Below are 19,450 nucleotides of genomic sequence, written 5' to 3'. Positions count from 1 at the left end.
ACGAGCGGCAAGGGGGCTGTATCCCGGGAAAAGGATATGGTGTGTATTCCAACCGCATCAATATAGCCGAACCCGTCATTTACTGAAGGGGTTCTCAAGATCCTTTCAGAATGCAGATAAGGTGATTTTTGCGGATATTTATGCAGCCCGTGATAGCGAATATGAGAGGGCGGCGATGAACTCGATGAAATTATGCGAGGAGACCCGCGCTATGGGTGTCGACGTACGTTATATTCCACACTTATGTGATATCACAAAAGAGCTTTCTTTCCAGGTAAAACCCGGCGATGTGGTAATAACAATGGGCGCAGGCGATGTAGGGAAAGTCGCTTATGATTTAGTATCAAATTTAGGATAGAGGAATATATTGCATGAAGCCGAAAAATATTGCGGTATTAATGGGAGGAACATCTCATGAGCGTGAAATATCTTTACGTTCAGGCAATGCAGTGGCGAAGGCATTAATGGATGCAGGATGTAACGTTTTTTGTATTGATGTGAAAGACGAAAAGATTCAAGAACTTGATACCAGGGAAATAGACGTTGCTTTTATTGCCTTACATGGATGTTTTGGCGAGGATGGGGGTGTGCAACAACTTTTAGAATCAAAGGGCATTCCCTATACAGGTTCCGGCATAAATGCCAGTAAACTTGCAATGGATAAGCTGGCAACAAAAAAGTGTTTTATCGAAATGGGTCTGAAAACGCCAGATTATATTGCAATAACAGAATTTCAGGAAATGACTGAAATAGAACATGAGATAAAAAAGTTCGGTTTACCTGTGATTTTAAAGCCGACGAGAAACGGTTCTAGTATCGGAATATCAATTGTGAGGGATGGTAATAATCTTCGCATAAATTTAGAAAAAGCATTTGAGTTTGGATGTGAATTACTTATAGAAAGGTATATAGAAGGCAGGGAATTTACGGTTGGGATATTAGATGATAAGGCATTACCTATTATTGAAATCAAACCAGCAATGGAATTTTTTAATTACGATGCTAAATATAAAGATGGTAGAACGCAATATTTGATTGTAGAAATAACCTCGGAAGGCAAGGATATAGCAGGAGATGCTCCATACAACCTTGGGTATCTCCCTTCCTTTCTCTATAACAGGGCGCAGGAACTAGCTTTAAATGCACATAGGGTACTTGGTTGTAAAGGATTCTCACGAGTGGATATATTAATGGATACTGAGGCGAACTTTTATTTGTTAGAAGTAAATACAATCCCCGGTTTTACTGAAAAAAGTCTGCTGCCAAAGGCGGCAAGGGCAGCGGGTATATCCTTTCCATCACTCTGCAGGGAAATTGTTAATCTGGCTTTTCAGAATACCCTTGTAAATGTAGATGAATCAATACAAAGTTAAAGATATTATTCATAATACATTACATCTCAAGTATTTTGTTCACTTCTTTTCCGCGAAGAAGGCTGAAATAAAAAGGGTGTTGTACTTTTTTTGTTTACGATATCTTGTGTTTGTATGTGTAACAATTTTGGTAATATGGGGATTAAAGAAGGTATGGTATTCTTTAACAGATTTAACGGTTTTCAAAGTTAGCCCTTCCACGTTCTCATTTCAAACCCCACCTTGGGTAACTGATCGTTTTTCTGAATATATAAAAAATATAAAGACCTTGAATGAACGTTATAACATGTATGAAAACGATCTAACGCAAAAAATTGCAGAAGTTTATGAGGAGGTTGCTTTGATTAAAAAAGTAGATTCGATCAAGAAAATATTTCCCAATACATTAAGTATTACCCTGGTACTGCGTAAGCCTGCGGCTGTGATTAAAAGTGGGAAGAATACCTATCTTGTTGATGATGAATGTATTTTATTACCAAAAGAATATTATCTGTTGCCAAATGCGGAATATGATAGTCCGTATATTCGGGGTAATCGGTTTTCAAAGTTACCTTTATACGGAAATACATGGGATGATAGAGGGATTAAAGCAGGAGTAAATCTCATAAAGTTTCTCAAGGCAAACAATATACATAATATTTTTAAAATTTTAGTCGTAGATGTATCAAATGTATGTAAAAGGCGGTCTACAGGTAAAAGCGATATTATATTATGGACAGAGAATAATACACAAATACGATGGGGATGTTCTTCTTTCTGTAATGAACAGAACGAACTTTCTGATGAAGAGAAGCTTCAGAATCTTCTCAGTGTTGCAAAATCAGAAGGAACAAATCTGAGACAAATGGAATATATTGATGTTCGCTGGAAAAAACCTGTAGGCAAGCGATGGGCAAAGGTTGATGACTTAAGAGAAGAGCGCTAAAAATTGTTTAGGGTAAATTAAGGATCGACGTCCGGGTCCCAGACTAACTCTCGCCCTGCATGGGAATTTGACCAGCCTTCATTTGTTGTTCCATCTGAATCGCCATTTTGTATGCATTCTACATGGCCGTCAACAAAGAGAATGTTTGCAGCCTTTGAATGCCTTTGTGCAACGATATTGTGCGATCCTTCAAAATCATTTGCAACTCCACTACTATCAATTCGGCCATCGAACAACAATACCGTTCTTGTTGGATTTTGAATAGATTCAATAGATCGTTGACATTCGGATTTGGGTACCAGATATCGGTTCATCTTAATCGTGCGAGTCGTATCTTGTTTAGAAAGAGGTACGGTTTTAAAAATGGGATCTTGTTTTATGAGTAAAAGCCGTTCCTCATATGAGATTTTGTCCCTTTCATTTGGTATGATTGACGAAGTTAAGTAATGATCAACCGCTTTAAACCAAACTTCTGCGCTACAGGTTTTTGAATTATCCCGGCTTTGATTATTATTGTTTGAACGGGGAAGTAAACCGTTATTATCATTAGCGTATTGTTCAAAGGCAAGAAATAATTCACGTAGGTTGTTGCTACACACAACTTGCTGTGCTTTGTGTCGGATAATGGAGAGCATGGGGAGGATGATACTCATTAAGATGGTAACAACAGTAACAGCTATCAATAACTCAATAATAGTAAATCCATAATTTTTTGTAATCATTTTTATAATTACAATATAAAGATTCAAAAAGGTAGGTGTTTACAGTTACCAACATATTATGTGCCAATATTTATGGTATAATAATAAAGATTTTAACACAAAATATACGAAACATTTGTGGCATTTTTATAGGTAAAATTCAGTATCATATTCCATGAGAAAAATAAATGTAAGGCGACAGAAATGTATTCTTAAGGTACATAATTGTAATGAATCATAGAAAGAAAGTTGATAAAATAATCTATAAGGTGTCTAAAAATAATTGACTTTTTATAACAGAATGTTAGAATTATACGATATTTTTGGTTTAATCAGATATATACAATTCTATGAAATGCGGAAGTGGCGGAATCGGCAGACGCGCTAGTTTGAGGGGCTAGTCCCGCTGATACCGGGGTGGGGGTTCAAATCCCCCCTTCCGCACCACTCTGAATTTACCCACCGGAAGTAGTATCATAAGTAATTAAGATTAAACATATAACGTATAATTGAAAAAGTGATTTAGATCGTATTTCCTTCGCAGAAACACAAAATCAGTATAAAAGTTGTATTATGAATAAGTTACCCCTCCGGGAGAGTTACAGATGATGAAACGCTTGTTATGTGTAGCAGTACCTATCTTGATCCTTTTTGGTTGTCATGGAAAGCAAGTTAAAAAGCTGGAATTTGCACCGTTTAAAAAGCCTATAACCCTTTCTACTACAAAAGAAGAAATAGAAAAGAAGGCTTGGGAATATGAGATCTCGACCAAAAAAGAGGCGAAAGCGGAAGAGGAAAAAAAAGATATACCCAATGAATTCGTATATCCGGCAGAACATAAAAAACCCGAACCTGTTTTTCATAGACCACAGTATGAAGGTGATAAAATTGACGTTGCATTTAATTTTGAGAATGCGGAAATAAAAGATATTTTGAATGTTATTTTAGGTGAGATTCTTAATCTAAACTATATTTTAGATAACAGGGTAGGCGGTAGAATTAATCTCCATATCACCGGACAGGTTTACAAAGAAGAGCTTCTTTCGATGCTTAAGACATTCCTCAATGTATATAATTTTGCCATGATAAAAGAAGGAGAAATTTACAGGATACTTCCCAAAGCAGATGCCCGGCAAGAATCAAACGTTGTTATTTTAGGGGATAAAATTCCTCCCTGGAGTAAGGATATAATAATTCAAATAGTCCCCCTGGAGTATGAAAGTCCAAAAAATTTGCAGGCGACATTACGGCCCTTCATTTCCAGTATAGGGAATATCGTTACTCATAGTGAATCTCAATTTATCATCCTTATCGAATCTGCGTCAAATATGGAGAAACTCCTTACCCTGATAAAAACCTTTGATGTTCCCTTCTTTGCTGGCAAGGCGGTAAAGTTCTACGATTTTAAATATGTAGATGCAAGAAATATGGCGAAGGATCTTACGACCTTTGCACAATCACTGGGTGGAAAGGTAGGCGCTGAAGGTGGGTTTAATTTCATACCATTTTCGGATACAAATAAGATGTTAGTTATTACCAGGCTACCGGAGCTCTTGCCAAAAATTGATCTCTGGATAAAAAATGTTGATGTGGCGCCCACGGCATTAGAAGAGGAAACGAGGATATATGTTTATAAAATGCAGCATCAAAAAGCAGAGACAATAGTACCGGTCCTGACACAGATTTACGCTGAAAAAATGGCAGCACAACCGAAAGTAGTGGGGAAAGAACAGCTTGAGGCTATGAAAATTGTAGCCGATCCGAAAACAAATTCAATTGTGGTTAAGGCGTTACCGAGCGATTACCGGGGTATCAAAGCAATCATAGAAGCCGTAGATGCTACCCCGGAACAAGTTTTTATTGAAGCCTTAATCCTGGAAGTCAATTTGAGGGACGATTTGGATTACGGGGCAGAATGGGCAGTTGATGTAGGGAGTAGTGTAGAGTTACGGGGATTGGGCGATCTCCTCCCTACAGCAGGCCGGCCGTTTGTAAAGATTGATAGAGGGGATTTTGATCTTTTATTGCAAATCCTTGCAATAAATTCAAGGGCAAGGATATTATCCGCTCCCCATATCCTTGTACGGGATGAGCAACCTGCAAATATACAAGTTGGTAGTGAAGTGCCCATTCTTACAAGTTCAGGTCAGCAAACAGGAACCACGGTAACATTTGAGCAAGTTCAGTATCGTCCAACCGGTATTATTCTTACGGTAACTCCTCATATTGCAGAAAACGATTTTATTACCCTGGATATAAAACAAGAAGTAAGTGATGCACAAACAACCACGACAGGGGTTACTAATTCACCAACATTCTCTACCCGACAGGCAGAGACATCGCTTGTTATAAAAAGCGGGCATACCATTAGTTTAGGTGGTATAATTGAGCAAAGAAATGAAAAAACAGTGGAGAAGATCCCAATCTTGGGAGATATCCCTTTTTTAGGAAACTTGTTTAAAACTACATCTATTCGAAATAGAAGGACAGAATTATTAATGTTATTAACCCCTTATATTGCAGCTACTGCAGAAGAAGCGGATTCATTAACGGACGCCTTTGAAAAGAAACTCAGGGAGATAGAGCCATTACTAAGGGGAAAAGCAAACGATGTTGAAAGATAGGAGTATCAAATCGGTATTTACCCTACGCACAGATGAATAATCAACACGGCTATACCATAGGAGAAAAAGAACTATATTCTGCACGGCAGAATGAAAGTGATAGAAAGTTTGGGCAGGATATAAAATCTCGCCAAGAGCTTTTAACAGGGTTTACTGTTCTTGAAGTTATGGTAGCCCTGGCAATTATGGCTGTTTCTCTAAGTATTTTTTTTAGTTTAGTGGGAAATTCCTCAAAATTACGAGGAAGAATTGATGATCACATAAAGCTGGTACTGCTCGCCAGAACTAAAACGGAAGAAGCATTCCTGGGTATTCTGGAGAAGACCCCTATTAATCTCGATGAAAAGAAAATTTTTGAGGGTAAAACAAAAAACGGGATCCAATGGAAAGTAGTTGAAGTTGATACCTATAAAGAAGAGAAAGAAAAATTACGTTCAAATATATTGAGTAGAGAAGAAGATAACAAAGTATTTCTTCCGAAAGGGATTATATTATTGAATACAGAAGTTGGAGGGATAATTATCGATACCGTTTTTTCTTCTCCTGAATCTAAGGATATTGAATCTGAGGATAATAAAAAGATAACAAAAGATAAAAAAGAAAAATCTCTATCTGAATAAACCAGTTATTCACAAGAGGTATTTGTTCTGGAATAGAATTATACATGGAACGTAACGGAGGATTCACATTATTCGAATTACTTATAGCGGTTTTTATTGGTACAATTTTAATTATGTCCAGTGCTTACGCTATAAGATTGGGCCTATTTTCGATGGAAAGGGAGGAAATTTGGTTTAATAATTCAACAAAAGAAAAAGCTTCCTTCGATTTCTTCTGGCAACAAGTATCTTCGTTGTATATTTTAAAAGCCACAAGTGATAACACCAATGATAAGAAGAATACCCCTGCGCCATCTCTTATGGAAAGCAAAAAAAAAGAAAGTTTTTATTTTTCAGGAGAGAAAGATGTACTGATTTTTGTATCACCACTTTCTCTAAAGAAACATTATGGACAAGGAATGATAATTGCTACGTATAAAATTGTACTTCGCGAGAATGGTAAATACGATCTTATGTATACTGAGTCGAAGGGAAATCCGGCGCTTATCAAACTATTTGAGGAAATTGAAAACAAGTTAATTATGGATAGAGACACTACAACTTTTTTTAAGGATTGTGATACGATATCGTTTGAATATCTTGATAAAGAGGATAGCGATAACGAAAAAGACTTTAAAGCGATGGATCGGGACTCTGTTAGTATAAAAGGCACAGATTTAAAATGGAAAGAGAAAATAAGTGGAAAAATTCCCAAGGCAATAAAACTCAAGGTATCAAGATATGGGGAGGAGCAAGAGATTATATCGCCGATCATGGTTACGTACTAATTTTTAGCCTTTGGACAATAGTAATTTTGGGTTTTGTTGCATTAAGTTTTACACGAAATACGAGTGTTGCCATAAAAACAGAAATTACTTCTACAGAACGTATAAAAAATATTTACGCAGCACGAGGAGCATGTATTTATGCTACCCGGATGCTTGTGGGGACAGGAATCGAAGAAAAAGATACAGGGGATAAAGATGTCAAAAAGATAAAAGGGAATCGGTTGTTATATGATAATAAAAAAAATAAGAATATAGCTGGCAGACGCCCCTGGAAACCAAGGAGTAGACCCTATTCTGTAAAAATAGGAGAGAGAAATTGTGATGTATTTATTAGTGATGAGAGTGGAAAGATAAATATAAACAAAATAACAGATGATACGAAGGATACTTTTGTTAAATTTCTTACTTTTTGCAAATTAGATATACTTACTGCAGAAACGATAACAGATTCTCTCCTGGATTGGCTTGATAAAGATGATTTACACCATATTAACGGCGCCGAAAAAGATTATTATAGTTCTTTACCAGATCCCTATGAGCCAAAAAATGGATCATTTGAATCTATCGAGGAAATGGCATTGGTGAAAGGTGTTACTCCACACATCTTTGAGATGATAAGAGAACACTTAACTATTTACGGTGCAGGGAAAATAAATGTGAACTTTGCATCGAGAGAAGTTTTTTCCTCTGTTCCTATGTTTACTTCCGAAATTGCTGAAGCGATAATTCAATTTAGGAAAAAATGGGGGAGTGTTAAAAGGATAGATTCTTTGAAAGATCTCTTATCACAGTTTGGTATTGTAGGTAAGGATTATCAGAAGATTTTAAATTATTTAACAATCTCTGATTCAAATTATATGACAATTTATGCAATTGCTTCTTCAGATAAGATAAAAAATTCTTATAAAATCGTTATTCAGAAAAGTCTGGATAATTGTAAAGTTATTGCAGCGTATCCTTAACAGTAGTAGAGATTTCAAGCAAGTATGAATAGAATACCATTTGTAAATATGTTTTTTCAAAGGGCGATGGGATTATCGCTCAGAGGGGACGATCTTATTATAACGGTTGTCCATAAAAAACTCATTCATTATTCTCATGAGACTTATACCATCAAGGATTTTATGCTCAAGGATACCCAGCAACTGGAATCTCTATCGCTGCCATTGGAAAAATTTGAAGGAGAAATTATCTTCTCCTGGCCGAGAGAATATACGATTGTGAGAGAGATGAATTATCCTCATGCGAATCTCAAAGAGTTAAGAGAAGCGCTTGAATATCAATTAGACAGTTTTATACCTTTTAGTAATGAGAATGTTTATTTCGATATTCATTTCGATTCTTATTCAGTCTCTCAAACCAGGCAAGATACCAGAGTTCTTGTTATTGCAGTAAAAAAAATGGAATTGGATACTATTCTCTCTAAATTGCACATCTTAAAGATTAACCCTTCACGGGTTATTATTTCACCTTTTGCTTTTCTGCCTATACTGGAGGAAGAGGAAAAGGAAGATCTTACTGTGTTGATTGGTAAGAATACGGAAAGTTACAGTTATAATCTCTATGAAAAAGACCGTTTGATTTTATCAGCTATGATAAAAACAGAGGCTGAATTAGCCAATTGGCTGAAAGCGAATCCTCCCGAAGAGATATTGTTAACGAGCGCTAATAATGGGGTTTTCTCACTCGATAAATACAAAATTCCTTATCGATTGATGGATGATTATTCTGAATCCTATGGATGCGCGCTTTATGGTCTATCTGACTACTCATGTAATATGAGTCTTGTTAAGACACGCAAGAAACGATTAAATCCTCAGATTGTATTGATGTGTTTCATTATGGGTTTTTTACTATTTTTTGCATTTCTTGTTCCTTATATTCAAAAGATGAACAATATGGCAACACTAAAAACCATAAACGCTCAGGCTAAATCAATTAAAAAAGATGTGCTTGCTGTTGAGAAATTACAAGAGCGTATAACAATGCTAGAGGAATCCGTTACTAAGATAGATGAAATAAAGGGGAAATATGTATCAAGGATCGATGTAATCTTAGAATTAGCAAAGGTATTGCCAAACGATGCATGGGTAAAAGCCATGAACATTGAGAAAAATACTTTTGAGATAGAAGGCGATGCGGTATCTTCTACAAACCTGATACCGATTCTGGAAAATTCACCACTTTTTTTTGGAGTAGGTTTAATATCGCCCGTTACGAAGACACAAAGCGGACGGGAAAAGTTCCGCATAAAAGTAAATATTAAGATGTAGATAAATTATGGAAAAACTCTTAGAGATCTTTAGAAAATTCAAGTTAAGAGAAAGGATACTGCTGATTGTAGCTCTCAGCGTTCTTTTTTATATCGCTATTGATAAAGTTCTTATTACCCCCTTTTTTGAATCAATTCACGAAACGAAAGAGCGATTAGAGACGCAAAAGAACCTGCTGAAGAAATACTATTCATTTGTTTCCAATAAAAATTACTATGAGGGCAGGTTAAATGATCTGGAAGAATATTATACAAAACTCCAGGGAAAATTTTTGTCTGAGGAAACCGAAGAACTTGCTTTTGCAAAATTACAGGAGATAGTAAATAACCTTGCTGTCAAGAATGGATTAAGCGTTTCAAGAAGTACAGCCTTAAAGAAAGAAGTAATTAATAAAAAACCGTATCTCGTTACGGTATCAATTAATTTTGAAATAACCGAATTGGATAGTTCTCAAAAGTTACAAAATTTTTTATATGATATAGAATATAATGATGATAAATTCCTTTTTATAGATAATTTAAGGATCAAAACCTTAGGTTTTGATGTTATAAAAGGTGCAAATATTTCATCTACTTTAACGGCAGTTGCCTCTATAGAAAAGAAGCTGTGATTCCATGAAATTTATTCATATGAATACGAAATCAGTGTGGGTTGTTATAGAAATCTTTAAAAAAAAGATAAAACAGTGGAAATATTATTTACCCATAATAAATCTCAGTCTTTTTGTAAGTGTTGCCGTCCTTGCCATTCTTTGCGTATGGTTAGTGTATCGTCCAACTGAGGATGTCGTGAGATCAGAAAAATACAAAGAGGGACCGCCGGTTAATAAAAATATGTTGCCTTCTCTGGTTACAAATGCGAAAGAGATAAATTATTATGAGCATATACTATCAAGTAACCCATTCTCGCCGAACCGTGCCGCCTGGGTTTCTTCTGAGATACAAAAAGATTCAAAACAAGAGGTATATAAAGAAGAGGAGGACGATGATGAAGAAGAAGAAAGAATTGGACAGACTGTGGTGAGCCAGCAAAAGCCAAGAGGGACTCCCGCGAAAATAGTACTGCAAGGGATATTGATTCTGGGAAATACAAAAAAAGCATTAATCGAAAATCCAAATAAGGTGGCTAATAAAAAACCTTTTATTTTTGTTGAAGAAGGTGATGAAATAGCGGAATATAAAGTAAAAAATATAGAATCAAATCTCATTAAACTTGATTGGTATGGTGAAGAACAAACCGTTGTAATGAGACCAGGCATGAAAGAATAATTCCATAACATCAGCAATTATTTATGAGTACATTTAAATACAGATTATTGACTTCTTCCAGTAGTATTATTGAAGGGGAGAAAGAGGCTGCCAGTAAGGTAGACTTAATTAATGATTTCCGCAAGTCAGGACATATCATTTTACATGTTTATCAGGTAGATAAGAATAAAAAATTTGGCTTACTCTTAAATCGCGCAAATAAGAAAGCCGTTTTACCCTTTACTCAGGAACTTGCAACACTTCTTGAGGGAGGCATTCCTATCGATAAAAGCTTATCTATCTTAATATCATCTCAAAATAATAATAGCATGAAAGGTGTTATTGAAGATGTGCTCAACGGAATTAAGTCCGGAAAGTCTTTTGCTGAATCCCTCACAAATCATATTAAGATGTTTTCGAGTGTTTATGTAAATATGATACGTGCAGGGGAGGAAGGCGGGGTATTGCCGCAGGTACTCAAGAGATTAGGATCATATCAGGAAAAAATACAAAAAGTGAGGGGTGAAATCATTTCAGCGATGGTATACCCTTTATTACTGAGTGTTACTGGTCTCGTATCAATAAGTGCTCTTGTTATTTATGTTATACCTAAATTCTCTCAGATATTCGAGGGTATGGGAATTTCTCTTCCCTTCTCAACCCAGGTGCTTATCGGTATGAGTCATTATTCCATTCGATACGGTTGGGTCTTAATTATTGTAGCGATTGCCGTATTCTTCTTGTATAAGAGAGCTATGAGGGATAAGAAGACATCAATAAAAATAGATCAGAAAAAGTTAAAGTTGCCTGTTATTGGTAATCTTCTCTGGAAAGTACAAATATCGCGATTTGCCAGGACATTAGGTACATTACTGGAAAACGGTGTATCATTACTTAAATCTATGGATATTGTTAAAGACGTGTTATCGAATCACTATCTTGCCGATATTCTTGGAAGTGTAAAAGGTAATGTAAAAGAGGGGTCTGGTCTTACCGTATCACTTGCCAAAAGGGGTTTTCTGCCAGAGATTGCCGTGCATTTATTGAAAGTTGGTGAAGAGACGGGAAATTTAGACAAGATGCTTCTGAAAGTTGCTGATAATTTTGACGCTGACGTAGAGCAGCGTATGAAGAGACTTGTAACGGCAGTAGAGCCTGTGCTTATATTACTTATGGGTACTATTGTTGGTGTAATTGTCATCTCTATGTTAACGGCAATACTCAGTGTGAATGACCTGCGGTTTTGATACCGTTAGTAATCTGGAAGTTAAAATTTCTTATTTTCCAATTTCTCAGCAGCTTCTGCTCGTCGCAGGTACATTGGCAGTAATTGATCTGCTTCACATCGCCTTCCCGATTCGTATGCCATCTCACCCAAAAAAGCCACATACTTTGCCTTTGGTATTGCTTTCTCTTCTTCATCTATAAAAATATCCTTCTGTTGAAATATATCTTTATATGCCGAAACGCCATCCCCAAAAACAACCACAGGCCGCGGGAGGATAGATAAAAGTTCCTCAGGCTGCATTACCAGAAATTCGGATACCCTTTTCTTCTGAACAACTTTCACCCCATGATCAAGACGAATAGGGACTGGTTGATAGATACAGGCATAGACATGATTCCGTCTCGCATCGAGAATAGGGCATACAGGTATGGAATCCATGATATAGTTTTCAATGATACTATCGAATATGGGTACATCAATAACCGGTTTTTGTAATGCGTAAGCCATAGTCTTTGCACATGTTACTCCTATGCGCAATCCCGTATACGATCCCGGTCCTACGTCGACAGCAATAAGATCGATATCACTAAATTTCCAACCAATCTGTTGAAAGATATCCTTAATGGTTGGTACTAATTCTCTACCATGCTGCATACCAGCCTCTAAATCCCTGGCAGCAATAACATGCTTATTCTCACAAACAGCAACACCTCCGATACTTCCCGATGTTTCTATTCCAAGTACTTTCATAAGTTTATAGCGATTTCATAATGTTGTTACTCAAAATAATGATGGATTATCATGGTATTATTTGTAGGGGCGTATTACTCTATACGCCCTACCACACAAAATATCAGAAATAATGGAAAAAAGAAACATTTAAAATAAAGGAAAATGCCATATTTTTGTTTCTTGACAGGAGTAAATCATATTTGTAAAGTATGGCATCATTTTACAGATCAGAAACAAATGAGTAATAAAAAAGATTTGTCTGAAAGAGATATATGCACGCAGTTCATTCTGCCGGCACTGGTTAAAGCCGGATGGGATGTTGAGAAGCAAGTCCGGGAAGAGGTCTTTTTTACTGACGGACGAATCTTTGTCAAAGGTAACAAGACTGCCCGGGGGAAAAGAAAACGTGCCGATTTTATTCTCTACCTCAAGCCGAATATTCCTATTGCCGTTATTGAAGCAAAGGACAACAATCATTCCGTAGGAGCCGGATTACAGCAGGCGTTAGGCTATGCAGAGACACTTGATGTTCCGGTTGCGTTCAGCTCAAATGGCGATGGTTTTGTTCAACATGATCGCTCCGGTTTCTCTGAGCAAATCGAGAAAGAATTGTCTTTAGACGCTTTCCCTTCTTCTGCCGAGCTTTGGAAGATGTATAAAAGGTATAAGAAGATTGAAACGCCCCGGCAGGAAGAGATTGCTTCTTTTGATTACTTCTTTGACGGATCAGGACGGTTGCCTCGTTATTATCAGCAAATAGCCATTAACCGAACCGTGGAAGTTATCGCACGCGGGCAGAACAGAATTCTTCTTGTAATGGCTACCGGAACGGGAAAGACATATACCGCTTTCCAGATTATTTACCGTCTTTGGAAAAACGGACACAAAAAACGAATCCTATTCCTGGCCGACCGCAATGTGCTTATTGATCAAACCAGGCGCAATGATTTTAAGCACTTTAAAAAAAAGATGACTGTCATAAAAAAGAAAAAGATTGATAAGGCGTTCGAGATTTATCTTGCCCTTTATCAGGGATTAACAAACTACAATGAAGACAAGGATGCTTACAAAGAGTTTAGCCGTGATTTTTTTGATCTGGTGATCGTTGATGAGTGCCATCGTGGGAGTGCGGCCGCTGATAGCGCATGGAGGGCGATACTTGATTATTTTCGTTCCGCCACGCATATTGGCTTTACTGCAACACCGAGGGAGACAAAGGAAGTATCAAACATCACATACTTCGGTGATCCGATTTATACCTATACGCTCAGACAAGGCATTGAAGACGGATTTCTGGCCCCATACAAAGTCATTCGGGTTGGGCTTAATACCGATCTTGAAGGCTGGCGGCCTGAAGCGGGTAAAAAAGACAGGGATGGCAATGAGGTTGAGGATCATGTTTATAACATCAAAGACTTTGATAGAAATTTGGTGATTGATGAACGGACAAAACTGGTAGCCAAAAGGGTGTCGGAATATTTACGGAAAACAAACCGATTCGATAAAACGATAGTTTTCTGTGTGGATATAGAGCATGCCGAACGAATAAGGCAGGCTATCGCCAACGAAAATGCCGATGTGGTTCGGGAAAACTATAAATATGTCATGCGCATTACCGGTGATGATGAACAAGGTAAACGCGAAGTGGACAATTTCATAAATCCTGAGGAGCGTTATCCGGTTATCACTGCCACGTCGAAATTGATGACCACCGGCGTTGATGCACAGACATGCAAACTAATCGTGCTTGATTCAAACATCAAATCAATGACCGAATTCAAGCAGATCATCGGACGCGGAACTCGTATTAATGAAGAGTATGGCAAGACCTTCTTCGCCATTATGGATTTCCGTAATGTGACGGATCTTTTCGCTGATCCGGCTTTTGACGGCGACCCGGTTATGATCAAAGAAGTTACGGGCGAACAGGAATTAACGGATCAGGATATTTATCCGGAAGAAGACCAGGAAGTCATTGACCCGGAAACCGGCCAACCGGTGGATTTTGAAGAAGAAACATCGGTCGAATACCCCACACAACCGGAAATTATCCAGGGTGGTACAATTGTATCTGAACCTCGTCAGAAAGTATATGTGGCCGGAGTGGATGTTTCAGTGTTAAACGAACGGGTTCAGCATCTGGACGCAGATGGAAAACTTATTACCGAAAGCCTCAAGGACTACACAAAGAAGGGCATCTTGCAGGAGTTTCAATCACTCGATAATTTTCTTGCCCGATGGAACGGTGCTCATAAAAAAAAAGCAGTTATCGAGGAGTTAGAATCACAAGGGATTATTCCGGAAAACCTGATGGCAGAGGTAAAGAAGGATTTGGATGTATTTGACCTTATCTGCCACATTGCTTTGGATATGCCTGCACTTACCCGACGGGAGCGCGCGGAAAATATAAAGAAACGCAATTATTTCTCTAAATATGGGGAGAAAGCGCGGAAGGTTATTGATGCCCTCCTGGATAAATATGCTGATGAGGGTATTGAAAATATAGAAGACCTTACGATTTTGAGAATAGAACCATTTAATCAAATCGGGACACCCACGGAAATCGTGCAGATGTTTTGCGGGAGGGATCAGTATCTTCATGTTATTGAAGAACTGGAGCATGAACTATATACAGCAGCGTAAAGAGTTCTCACAAAGAACACAAAGCTCACGAAGAAAAAATGAATGAAAATGAATTAAGTGAAAAAATTATTGGGTTGGCTATTAAGGTTCATTCTGCCTTGGGCCCAGGTCTGCCGGAATCCGCGTATGAAAAAGCGCTTGTTTTTGAGTTGAGCAGAAATGGTTATAAAGCAGAGGTGCAAAAAAGTATTTCAATAAATTATGAGGGAATAATCATAGATGAAGGATATCGGGCAGATATCGTCGTAAATGATAGCGTTTTGATAGAGTTACAATCTGTTAAACAAATTGAAGATATTCATTTGAAACAACTTCTTACCTATATACGTCTTTCAAATAAGAAATTGGGTTTACTCATCAATTTTAATGAAATTTTACTAAAGAATGGTATTCGGCGAGTTATTAACGGGACTATTTAAAACTTTGTGATCTCTGTGTGCTTTGTGAGAGAAACAAGTGAAACAAGATGAAAAACATCGGGAATATTATAAAAACATTACAGAACATTATGCGCAAGGATCCGGGCGTGTCCGGAGATGCACAGCGCATTGAGCAGTTGGGATGGATGATTAGTCTCAAAATCCTTGATGACAAGGACAAGGAGATTGAGCTTCTCAACGACAAATATGTTTCCCCGATGCCGAAGAAATTGCAATGGCGCAATTGGGCGGCTGATGACGAGGGCATGACCGGTGATGAGTTGAAAAACTTCATTGACGGCACATTGATCCCGCAGTTAAAAAACCTCGATGTGAGTTCCGGCAATAAGCGCGCCCTCATTATCCGCGAGATATTCGATGGCACCAATAACTACATGAAGAACGGGACGATCATCCGACAGGTGCTCAATGAGTTAAATCAGATTGATTTTAATAGTTCGGAAGACCGTCATGTCTTTGCCGATATTTACGAAACGATCTTGCGTGACCTTCAAAGCGCAGGAAATTATGGGGAATTTTATACTCCCCGTGCCTTGACAGAGTTTATCACGGAAATGATCAATCCTCGCCTGGGAGAAAAAGTGCTGGACCCTGCCTGCGGTACCGGCGGGTTCTTAACCAGCGCTATAGAAAATATCCGTAAACAGGACATCAAAGGCATTGAGGATCTTAGGGCACTTGAAAAAAGCATTCACGGTATGGAATTCAAACCACTTCCCTTCATGCTCTGTGTAACCAATTTGATATTGTACGATATCGAAGTGCCGAATGTAGATTATACCGACAGCTTAAACCGTGAATATACCTCAATCGGACAAAAAGACAGGGTGGATGTCATCCTTGCCAATCCGCCTTTTGGCGCCTCGGTTACTGATGGGGTAGAGACTAACTTTCCCCAAAATTTCCGCACGACGGAAAGCGCTGATTTGTTCTTAATGCTCATGGTGCGGTATTTGAAAGAAGGAGGTCGTGCCGGTATTGTTTTACCGGATGGATCGATGACCGGCGACGGCGTAAAACAGCGTATTCGCCAGCATTTGTTGGAAAATTGTAATCTGCACACCATCGTGCGGTTGCCAAATTCAGTCTTTCAGCCGTATGCCAGCGTTGCAACGAATCTGCTTTTCTTTGAAAAAGGTAAACCGACCAAAGAAATATGGTACTGGGAACACAAACTGCCCGAAGGCGTTAAGGCATATAGCAAGACGAAACCGATACAGAAAAGCGAGTTTGACGATCTTAAGAAGTGGTGGAAGAAGCGAAATGAGAATAAACAGGCGTGGAAGGTCTCTATTGATACGATTGCCTCCAATGGCTATAATCTCGACATAAAAAATCCGCATACACCTGAAGAAAAACACGCGTATTCAAGTGTGGAACTGGTGACGATGATTCACGAATCATTTCGAAAGAGTGATGAGCTTCTTCAACAATTGAGAAAGGAGTTGGAGCATGGATAACGCAGAAAATAAATCCCAGCTCATTATTTACCAGGCGGAAGATGGACAAACAAAGCTTGAAGTACGGTTGGAAGATGAGACCATCTGGTTAACTCAGGCGGCTATGGCGGACTTGTTCCAGACGACACCGCAGAATATTACGATTCATCTCAAAGAGATTTACGCAGAAGGAGAATTGCCTCAAGAATCAACTTGTAAGGAAAACTTAAAAGTTCAAGTCGAGGGTGGGAGACAGGTCAGCCGCGCGCGGAAATTTTATAGCCTTCCGGTCATTCTTGCAGTTGGCTATCGTGTCCGTTCTCATCGGGGTACCCAATTCCGCCGGTGGGCTACGGAACGGCTTAATGAGTACTTAGTCAAGGGCTTCACGATGGATGATGAACGGCTTAAGCAGGCCGTAAACATCGGCTCTGATTATTTTGATGAAATCCTTGAGCGTATTCGCGACATCCGTTCCAGCGAGAAGCGGTTTTATCAGAAAATCTGGGATATTTATAAGCTGGCAGTGGATTATGACCCGAAGGCGGAAGAGACCCTGGAGTTTTTCAAAATAGTTCAGAACAAACTCCATTTCGCTGTCTCCGGCAAGACGGCAGCAGAGATAATTTCCGAGCGGGCAGATGCATCAAAACCCAATATGGGTCTTACCGCATGGAAAGGCGTCAAGGTGCGTCAGGGCGATGGACCACTGCTAAGAATTACCTCAATGAAAAAGAAATGGAACAGCTTAACAGAATCGTGATCATGTACCTTGATTATGCTGAAGACCAGGCGAGACGCCACCGGCAGGTCTTCATGCGCGACTGGCGCAAAAAGCTTGACGCGTTTCTCAAGTTTCATGAACGTGATATCCTTGAGCATGCCGGAACCGTAACCAAAGAAGTTGCTGATGCACTGGCTTTGGAACATTATGAGGTTTTTAATAAAAATCGTTTGAAGAGTGAGGCTGAAGCAGAAACGCTTGCCGATGATGAGGCTTTAAAAATGATAGAACAGGAAGCGGCAAAACACCTTCCGAAGAAAAAGGGGCGGAAGAATGGGTGAGTGGAAGAAGGTAAAAATCAGTCAGTTTTTGAAAGAACGGGAAGGCAGATATGACCCGGATGATGAAGCTGTGCAGGGCTTGAAAAGGCTGAATAAGATCGACTTTTTCGGTAAAATTCACCTTTCTAATAAAGGTTCAAAGACAGATATGATCATTATCGAACCCGGAGATCTTGTTATTTCTGGGATCAATGTTTCAAAGGGTGCTCTTGCTGTTTATCATGGAGAAGAACCGATTACGGCGACTATTCATTACTCGTCCTACATTTTTGATGAAAGGCAAATAGATATAGATTACTTTCAGCGATTTGTCAGGAGTCAATCTTTTGTACAAACACTTAAAGATCAGGTTAAGGGCGGTATAAAAACAGAAATAAAACCTAAACATTTTCTGCCTCTTGAAATTTACTTGCCGGATATTGAGTTCCAAAAAAAGGTCGTTTCCTTTTTCAAAAGAATTGAAAATGAAATGGATCATTTGGGCAGTGAGATAACTCACCAGCAGTCTTTTCTCAAACAACTTCGCCTAAGAATATTGCAAGAGGCTATTGAAGGAAAGCTGACGGCCAAATGGCGCGAGCAACATCCTGATCTTATCAGCGGAGATAATCACGCCTCAAAATTGCTTGAGAAGATCAAAGCCGAAAAAGAGCGACTGATAAAAGAAGGAAACCCTTCGACTTCGCTCAGGATAAGAATTAAGAAAGATAAACCGATTGCACCGATTGCTGAAGCAGAAAAGCCTTTTGATTTGCCCGATAGATGGGTATGGTGCCGGGTGGTAGAGATATGTGAAGAACTCTCTACAGGGCCGTTTGGCTCAATGCTTCATAAATCAGACTATGTTAGCGGTGGAATACCCGTTGTCAATCCTATGAATATTCTTGATGGGAAAATATGTGCAGATGAACGGATGTGTATCTCACAAAAAACCAAAGAGAGATTGGAAAGATACTCCCTAAAACAAGGCGATTTAATTATTGCCAGACGTGGTAACCTCAGCAAATGTGCGATTGTTCAAGAACTGCAAAATGGGTGGTTATGCGGTACGGGCTCTTTTTTCCTTAGAGTTTTATGTGTAGATAAAGTGTATTTTCGAATGGCGTATTGCTCCACAAAATCGCAAGCTTATCTGTTGCAAGATTCAGTTGGTCAAACAATGGATAATCTCAACCAGAAGCTCTTATGCAAATTGCCGGTAGCTCTTCCCCCCATTGCTGAACAAAAAGCTATTGTTGAGCGGGTGGATAAACTTATGACCATGATAGACGAATTGGAAAAACGAATATGCGAACGCAAGGAACAAGCCAAAATGCTGATGCAGTCTGTTTTGCGAGAGGCATTTGTTAAGGGATAATTTTAGATTTTAAATG

17 protein-coding genes, 1 tRNA gene and 1 pseudogene are annotated in these 19,450 nt (G+C 38.6%); 17 read left to right on the top strand and 2 right to left on the bottom strand.

What is annotated here, in order from left to right; translation table 11 throughout:
• From FBQ94_RS04565 to FBQ94_RS04555, 3 genes are all read left to right on the top strand, one after another.
• On the top strand, positions 1-358 hold a 358-nt coding region (locus FBQ94_RS04565), incomplete at its 5' end, for a glutamate ligase domain-containing protein (protein ID WP_285442008.1).
• Between the two features lie 13 nt (positions 359-371).
• Positions 372-1,373 (top strand): D-alanine--D-alanine ligase, encoded by a 1,002-nt coding sequence (locus FBQ94_RS04560; RefSeq protein WP_007223089.1) that lies wholly within the window; start codon positions 372-374, stop codon positions 1,371-1,373.
• Between the two features lie 340 nt (positions 1,374-1,713).
• The gene (locus FBQ94_RS04555) at positions 1,714-2,298 is read left to right on the top strand and encodes a cell division protein FtsQ/DivIB (protein ID WP_285442007.1); all 585 of its coding nucleotides are present in this window, start codon (positions 1,714-1,716) and stop codon (positions 2,296-2,298) included.
• Between the two features lie 17 nt (positions 2,299-2,315).
• Here FBQ94_RS04555 and FBQ94_RS04550 read toward each other — a convergent pair whose 3' ends face one another.
• Positions 2,316-3,020: a prepilin-type N-terminal cleavage/methylation domain-containing protein gene (locus tag FBQ94_RS04550; RefSeq protein WP_007223087.1), complete on the bottom strand. Its 705-nt coding sequence runs from the start codon at positions 3,018-3,020 to the stop codon at positions 2,316-2,318.
• Between the two features lie 336 nt (positions 3,021-3,356).
• Here FBQ94_RS04550 and FBQ94_RS04545 point away from each other — a divergent pair.
• The 9 genes from FBQ94_RS04545 to FBQ94_RS04505 all read left to right on the top strand — a co-directional run bounded on the left by FBQ94_RS04545 (position 3,357) and on the right by FBQ94_RS04505 (position 11,777).
• A tRNA-Leu gene (locus tag FBQ94_RS04545) sits at positions 3,357-3,446 on the top strand.
• Between the two features lie 158 nt (positions 3,447-3,604).
• The gene (gspD, locus tag FBQ94_RS04540; protein WP_007223086.1) at positions 3,605-5,623 is read left to right on the top strand and encodes a type II secretion system secretin GspD; all 2,019 of its coding nucleotides are present in this window, start codon (positions 3,605-3,607) and stop codon (positions 5,621-5,623) included.
• 32 nt (positions 5,624-5,655) lie between these two features.
• Positions 5,656-6,243, top strand: a complete 588-nt coding sequence (locus tag FBQ94_RS04535; RefSeq protein WP_007223085.1) for a type IV pilus modification PilV family protein — start codon at positions 5,656-5,658, stop codon at positions 6,241-6,243.
• 44 nt (positions 6,244-6,287) lie between these two features.
• Positions 6,288-7,010 (top strand): PulJ/GspJ family protein, encoded by a 723-nt coding sequence (locus FBQ94_RS04530; protein WP_040544547.1) that lies wholly within the window; start codon positions 6,288-6,290, stop codon positions 7,008-7,010.
• Entirely contained in the window at positions 6,905-7,972 is a 1,068-nt protein-coding gene (locus FBQ94_RS04525) for a type II secretion system minor pseudopilin (protein WP_083849329.1), read from the top strand. The genes FBQ94_RS04530 and FBQ94_RS04525 overlap by 106 nt, the downstream gene beginning before the upstream one ends.
• A 24-nt stretch (positions 7,973-7,996) precedes the next feature.
• Complete coding sequence (locus tag FBQ94_RS04520; RefSeq protein WP_007223082.1) at positions 7,997-9,283, top strand: PilN domain-containing protein; 1,287 nt, start codon at positions 7,997-7,999, stop codon at positions 9,281-9,283.
• A gap of 7 nt (positions 9,284-9,290) precedes the next feature.
• Positions 9,291-9,893: a GspMb/PilO family protein gene (locus tag FBQ94_RS04515; RefSeq protein WP_007223081.1), complete on the top strand. Its 603-nt coding sequence runs from the start codon at positions 9,291-9,293 to the stop codon at positions 9,891-9,893.
• A 19-nt stretch (positions 9,894-9,912) separates the two neighbouring features.
• The gene (locus tag FBQ94_RS04510) at positions 9,913-10,551 is read left to right on the top strand and encodes a hypothetical protein (RefSeq protein WP_285442006.1); all 639 of its coding nucleotides are present in this window, start codon (positions 9,913-9,915) and stop codon (positions 10,549-10,551) included.
• 23 nt (positions 10,552-10,574) lie between these two features.
• Positions 10,575-11,777 (top strand): type II secretion system F family protein, encoded by a 1,203-nt coding sequence (locus FBQ94_RS04505; RefSeq protein ID WP_007223079.1) that lies wholly within the window; start codon positions 10,575-10,577, stop codon positions 11,775-11,777.
• A gap of 20 nt (positions 11,778-11,797) precedes the next feature.
• Here FBQ94_RS04505 and tsaB read toward each other — a convergent pair whose 3' ends face one another.
• Complete coding sequence (gene tsaB, locus FBQ94_RS04500) at positions 11,798-12,508, bottom strand: tRNA (adenosine(37)-N6)-threonylcarbamoyltransferase complex dimerization subunit type 1 TsaB (protein WP_007223078.1); 711 nt, start codon at positions 12,506-12,508, stop codon at positions 11,798-11,800.
• Between the two features lie 219 nt (positions 12,509-12,727).
• Here tsaB and hsdR point away from each other — a divergent pair, with 219 nt between their 5' ends.
• The 5 genes and pseudogenes from hsdR to FBQ94_RS04470 all read left to right on the top strand — a co-directional run bounded on the left by hsdR (position 12,728) and on the right by FBQ94_RS04470 (position 19,434).
• The gene (hsdR, locus tag FBQ94_RS04495; protein ID WP_040544958.1) at positions 12,728-15,133 is read left to right on the top strand and encodes an EcoAI/FtnUII family type I restriction enzme subunit R; all 2,406 of its coding nucleotides are present in this window, start codon (positions 12,728-12,730) and stop codon (positions 15,131-15,133) included.
• Between the two features lie 38 nt (positions 15,134-15,171).
• Positions 15,172-15,552 (top strand): GxxExxY protein, encoded by a 381-nt coding sequence (locus FBQ94_RS04490; RefSeq protein ID WP_007223076.1) that lies wholly within the window; start codon positions 15,172-15,174, stop codon positions 15,550-15,552.
• Between the two features lie 47 nt (positions 15,553-15,599).
• On the top strand, positions 15,600-17,033 hold the full coding sequence (locus tag FBQ94_RS04485) for a class I SAM-dependent DNA methyltransferase (protein WP_007223075.1): 1,434 nt from the start codon (positions 15,600-15,602) through the stop codon (positions 17,031-17,033).
• A pseudogene (locus FBQ94_RS04480) lies at positions 17,026-18,077 on the top strand (virulence RhuM family protein). Before FBQ94_RS04485 ends, FBQ94_RS04480 begins: the two are co-directional and overlap by 8 nt.
• A complete protein-coding gene (locus FBQ94_RS04470; protein WP_007223072.1) occupies positions 18,070-19,434 on the top strand; it encodes a restriction endonuclease subunit S in 1,365 nt (454 codons plus the stop codon). The pseudogene FBQ94_RS04480 and the gene FBQ94_RS04470 overlap by 8 nt, the downstream one beginning before the upstream one ends.
• Positions 19,435-19,450: the final 16 nt, after the last annotated feature.

Origin of the sequence: Candidatus Jettenia sp. AMX1 (assembly GCF_030263775.1) — a bacterium.
GTDB classification, from domain to species: domain Bacteria; phylum Planctomycetota; class Brocadiia; order Brocadiales; family Brocadiaceae; genus Jettenia; species Jettenia caeni.
Note: the sequence above shows the minus strand (reverse complement) of the source record. Positions and strands in the feature narration are given on the sequence as shown.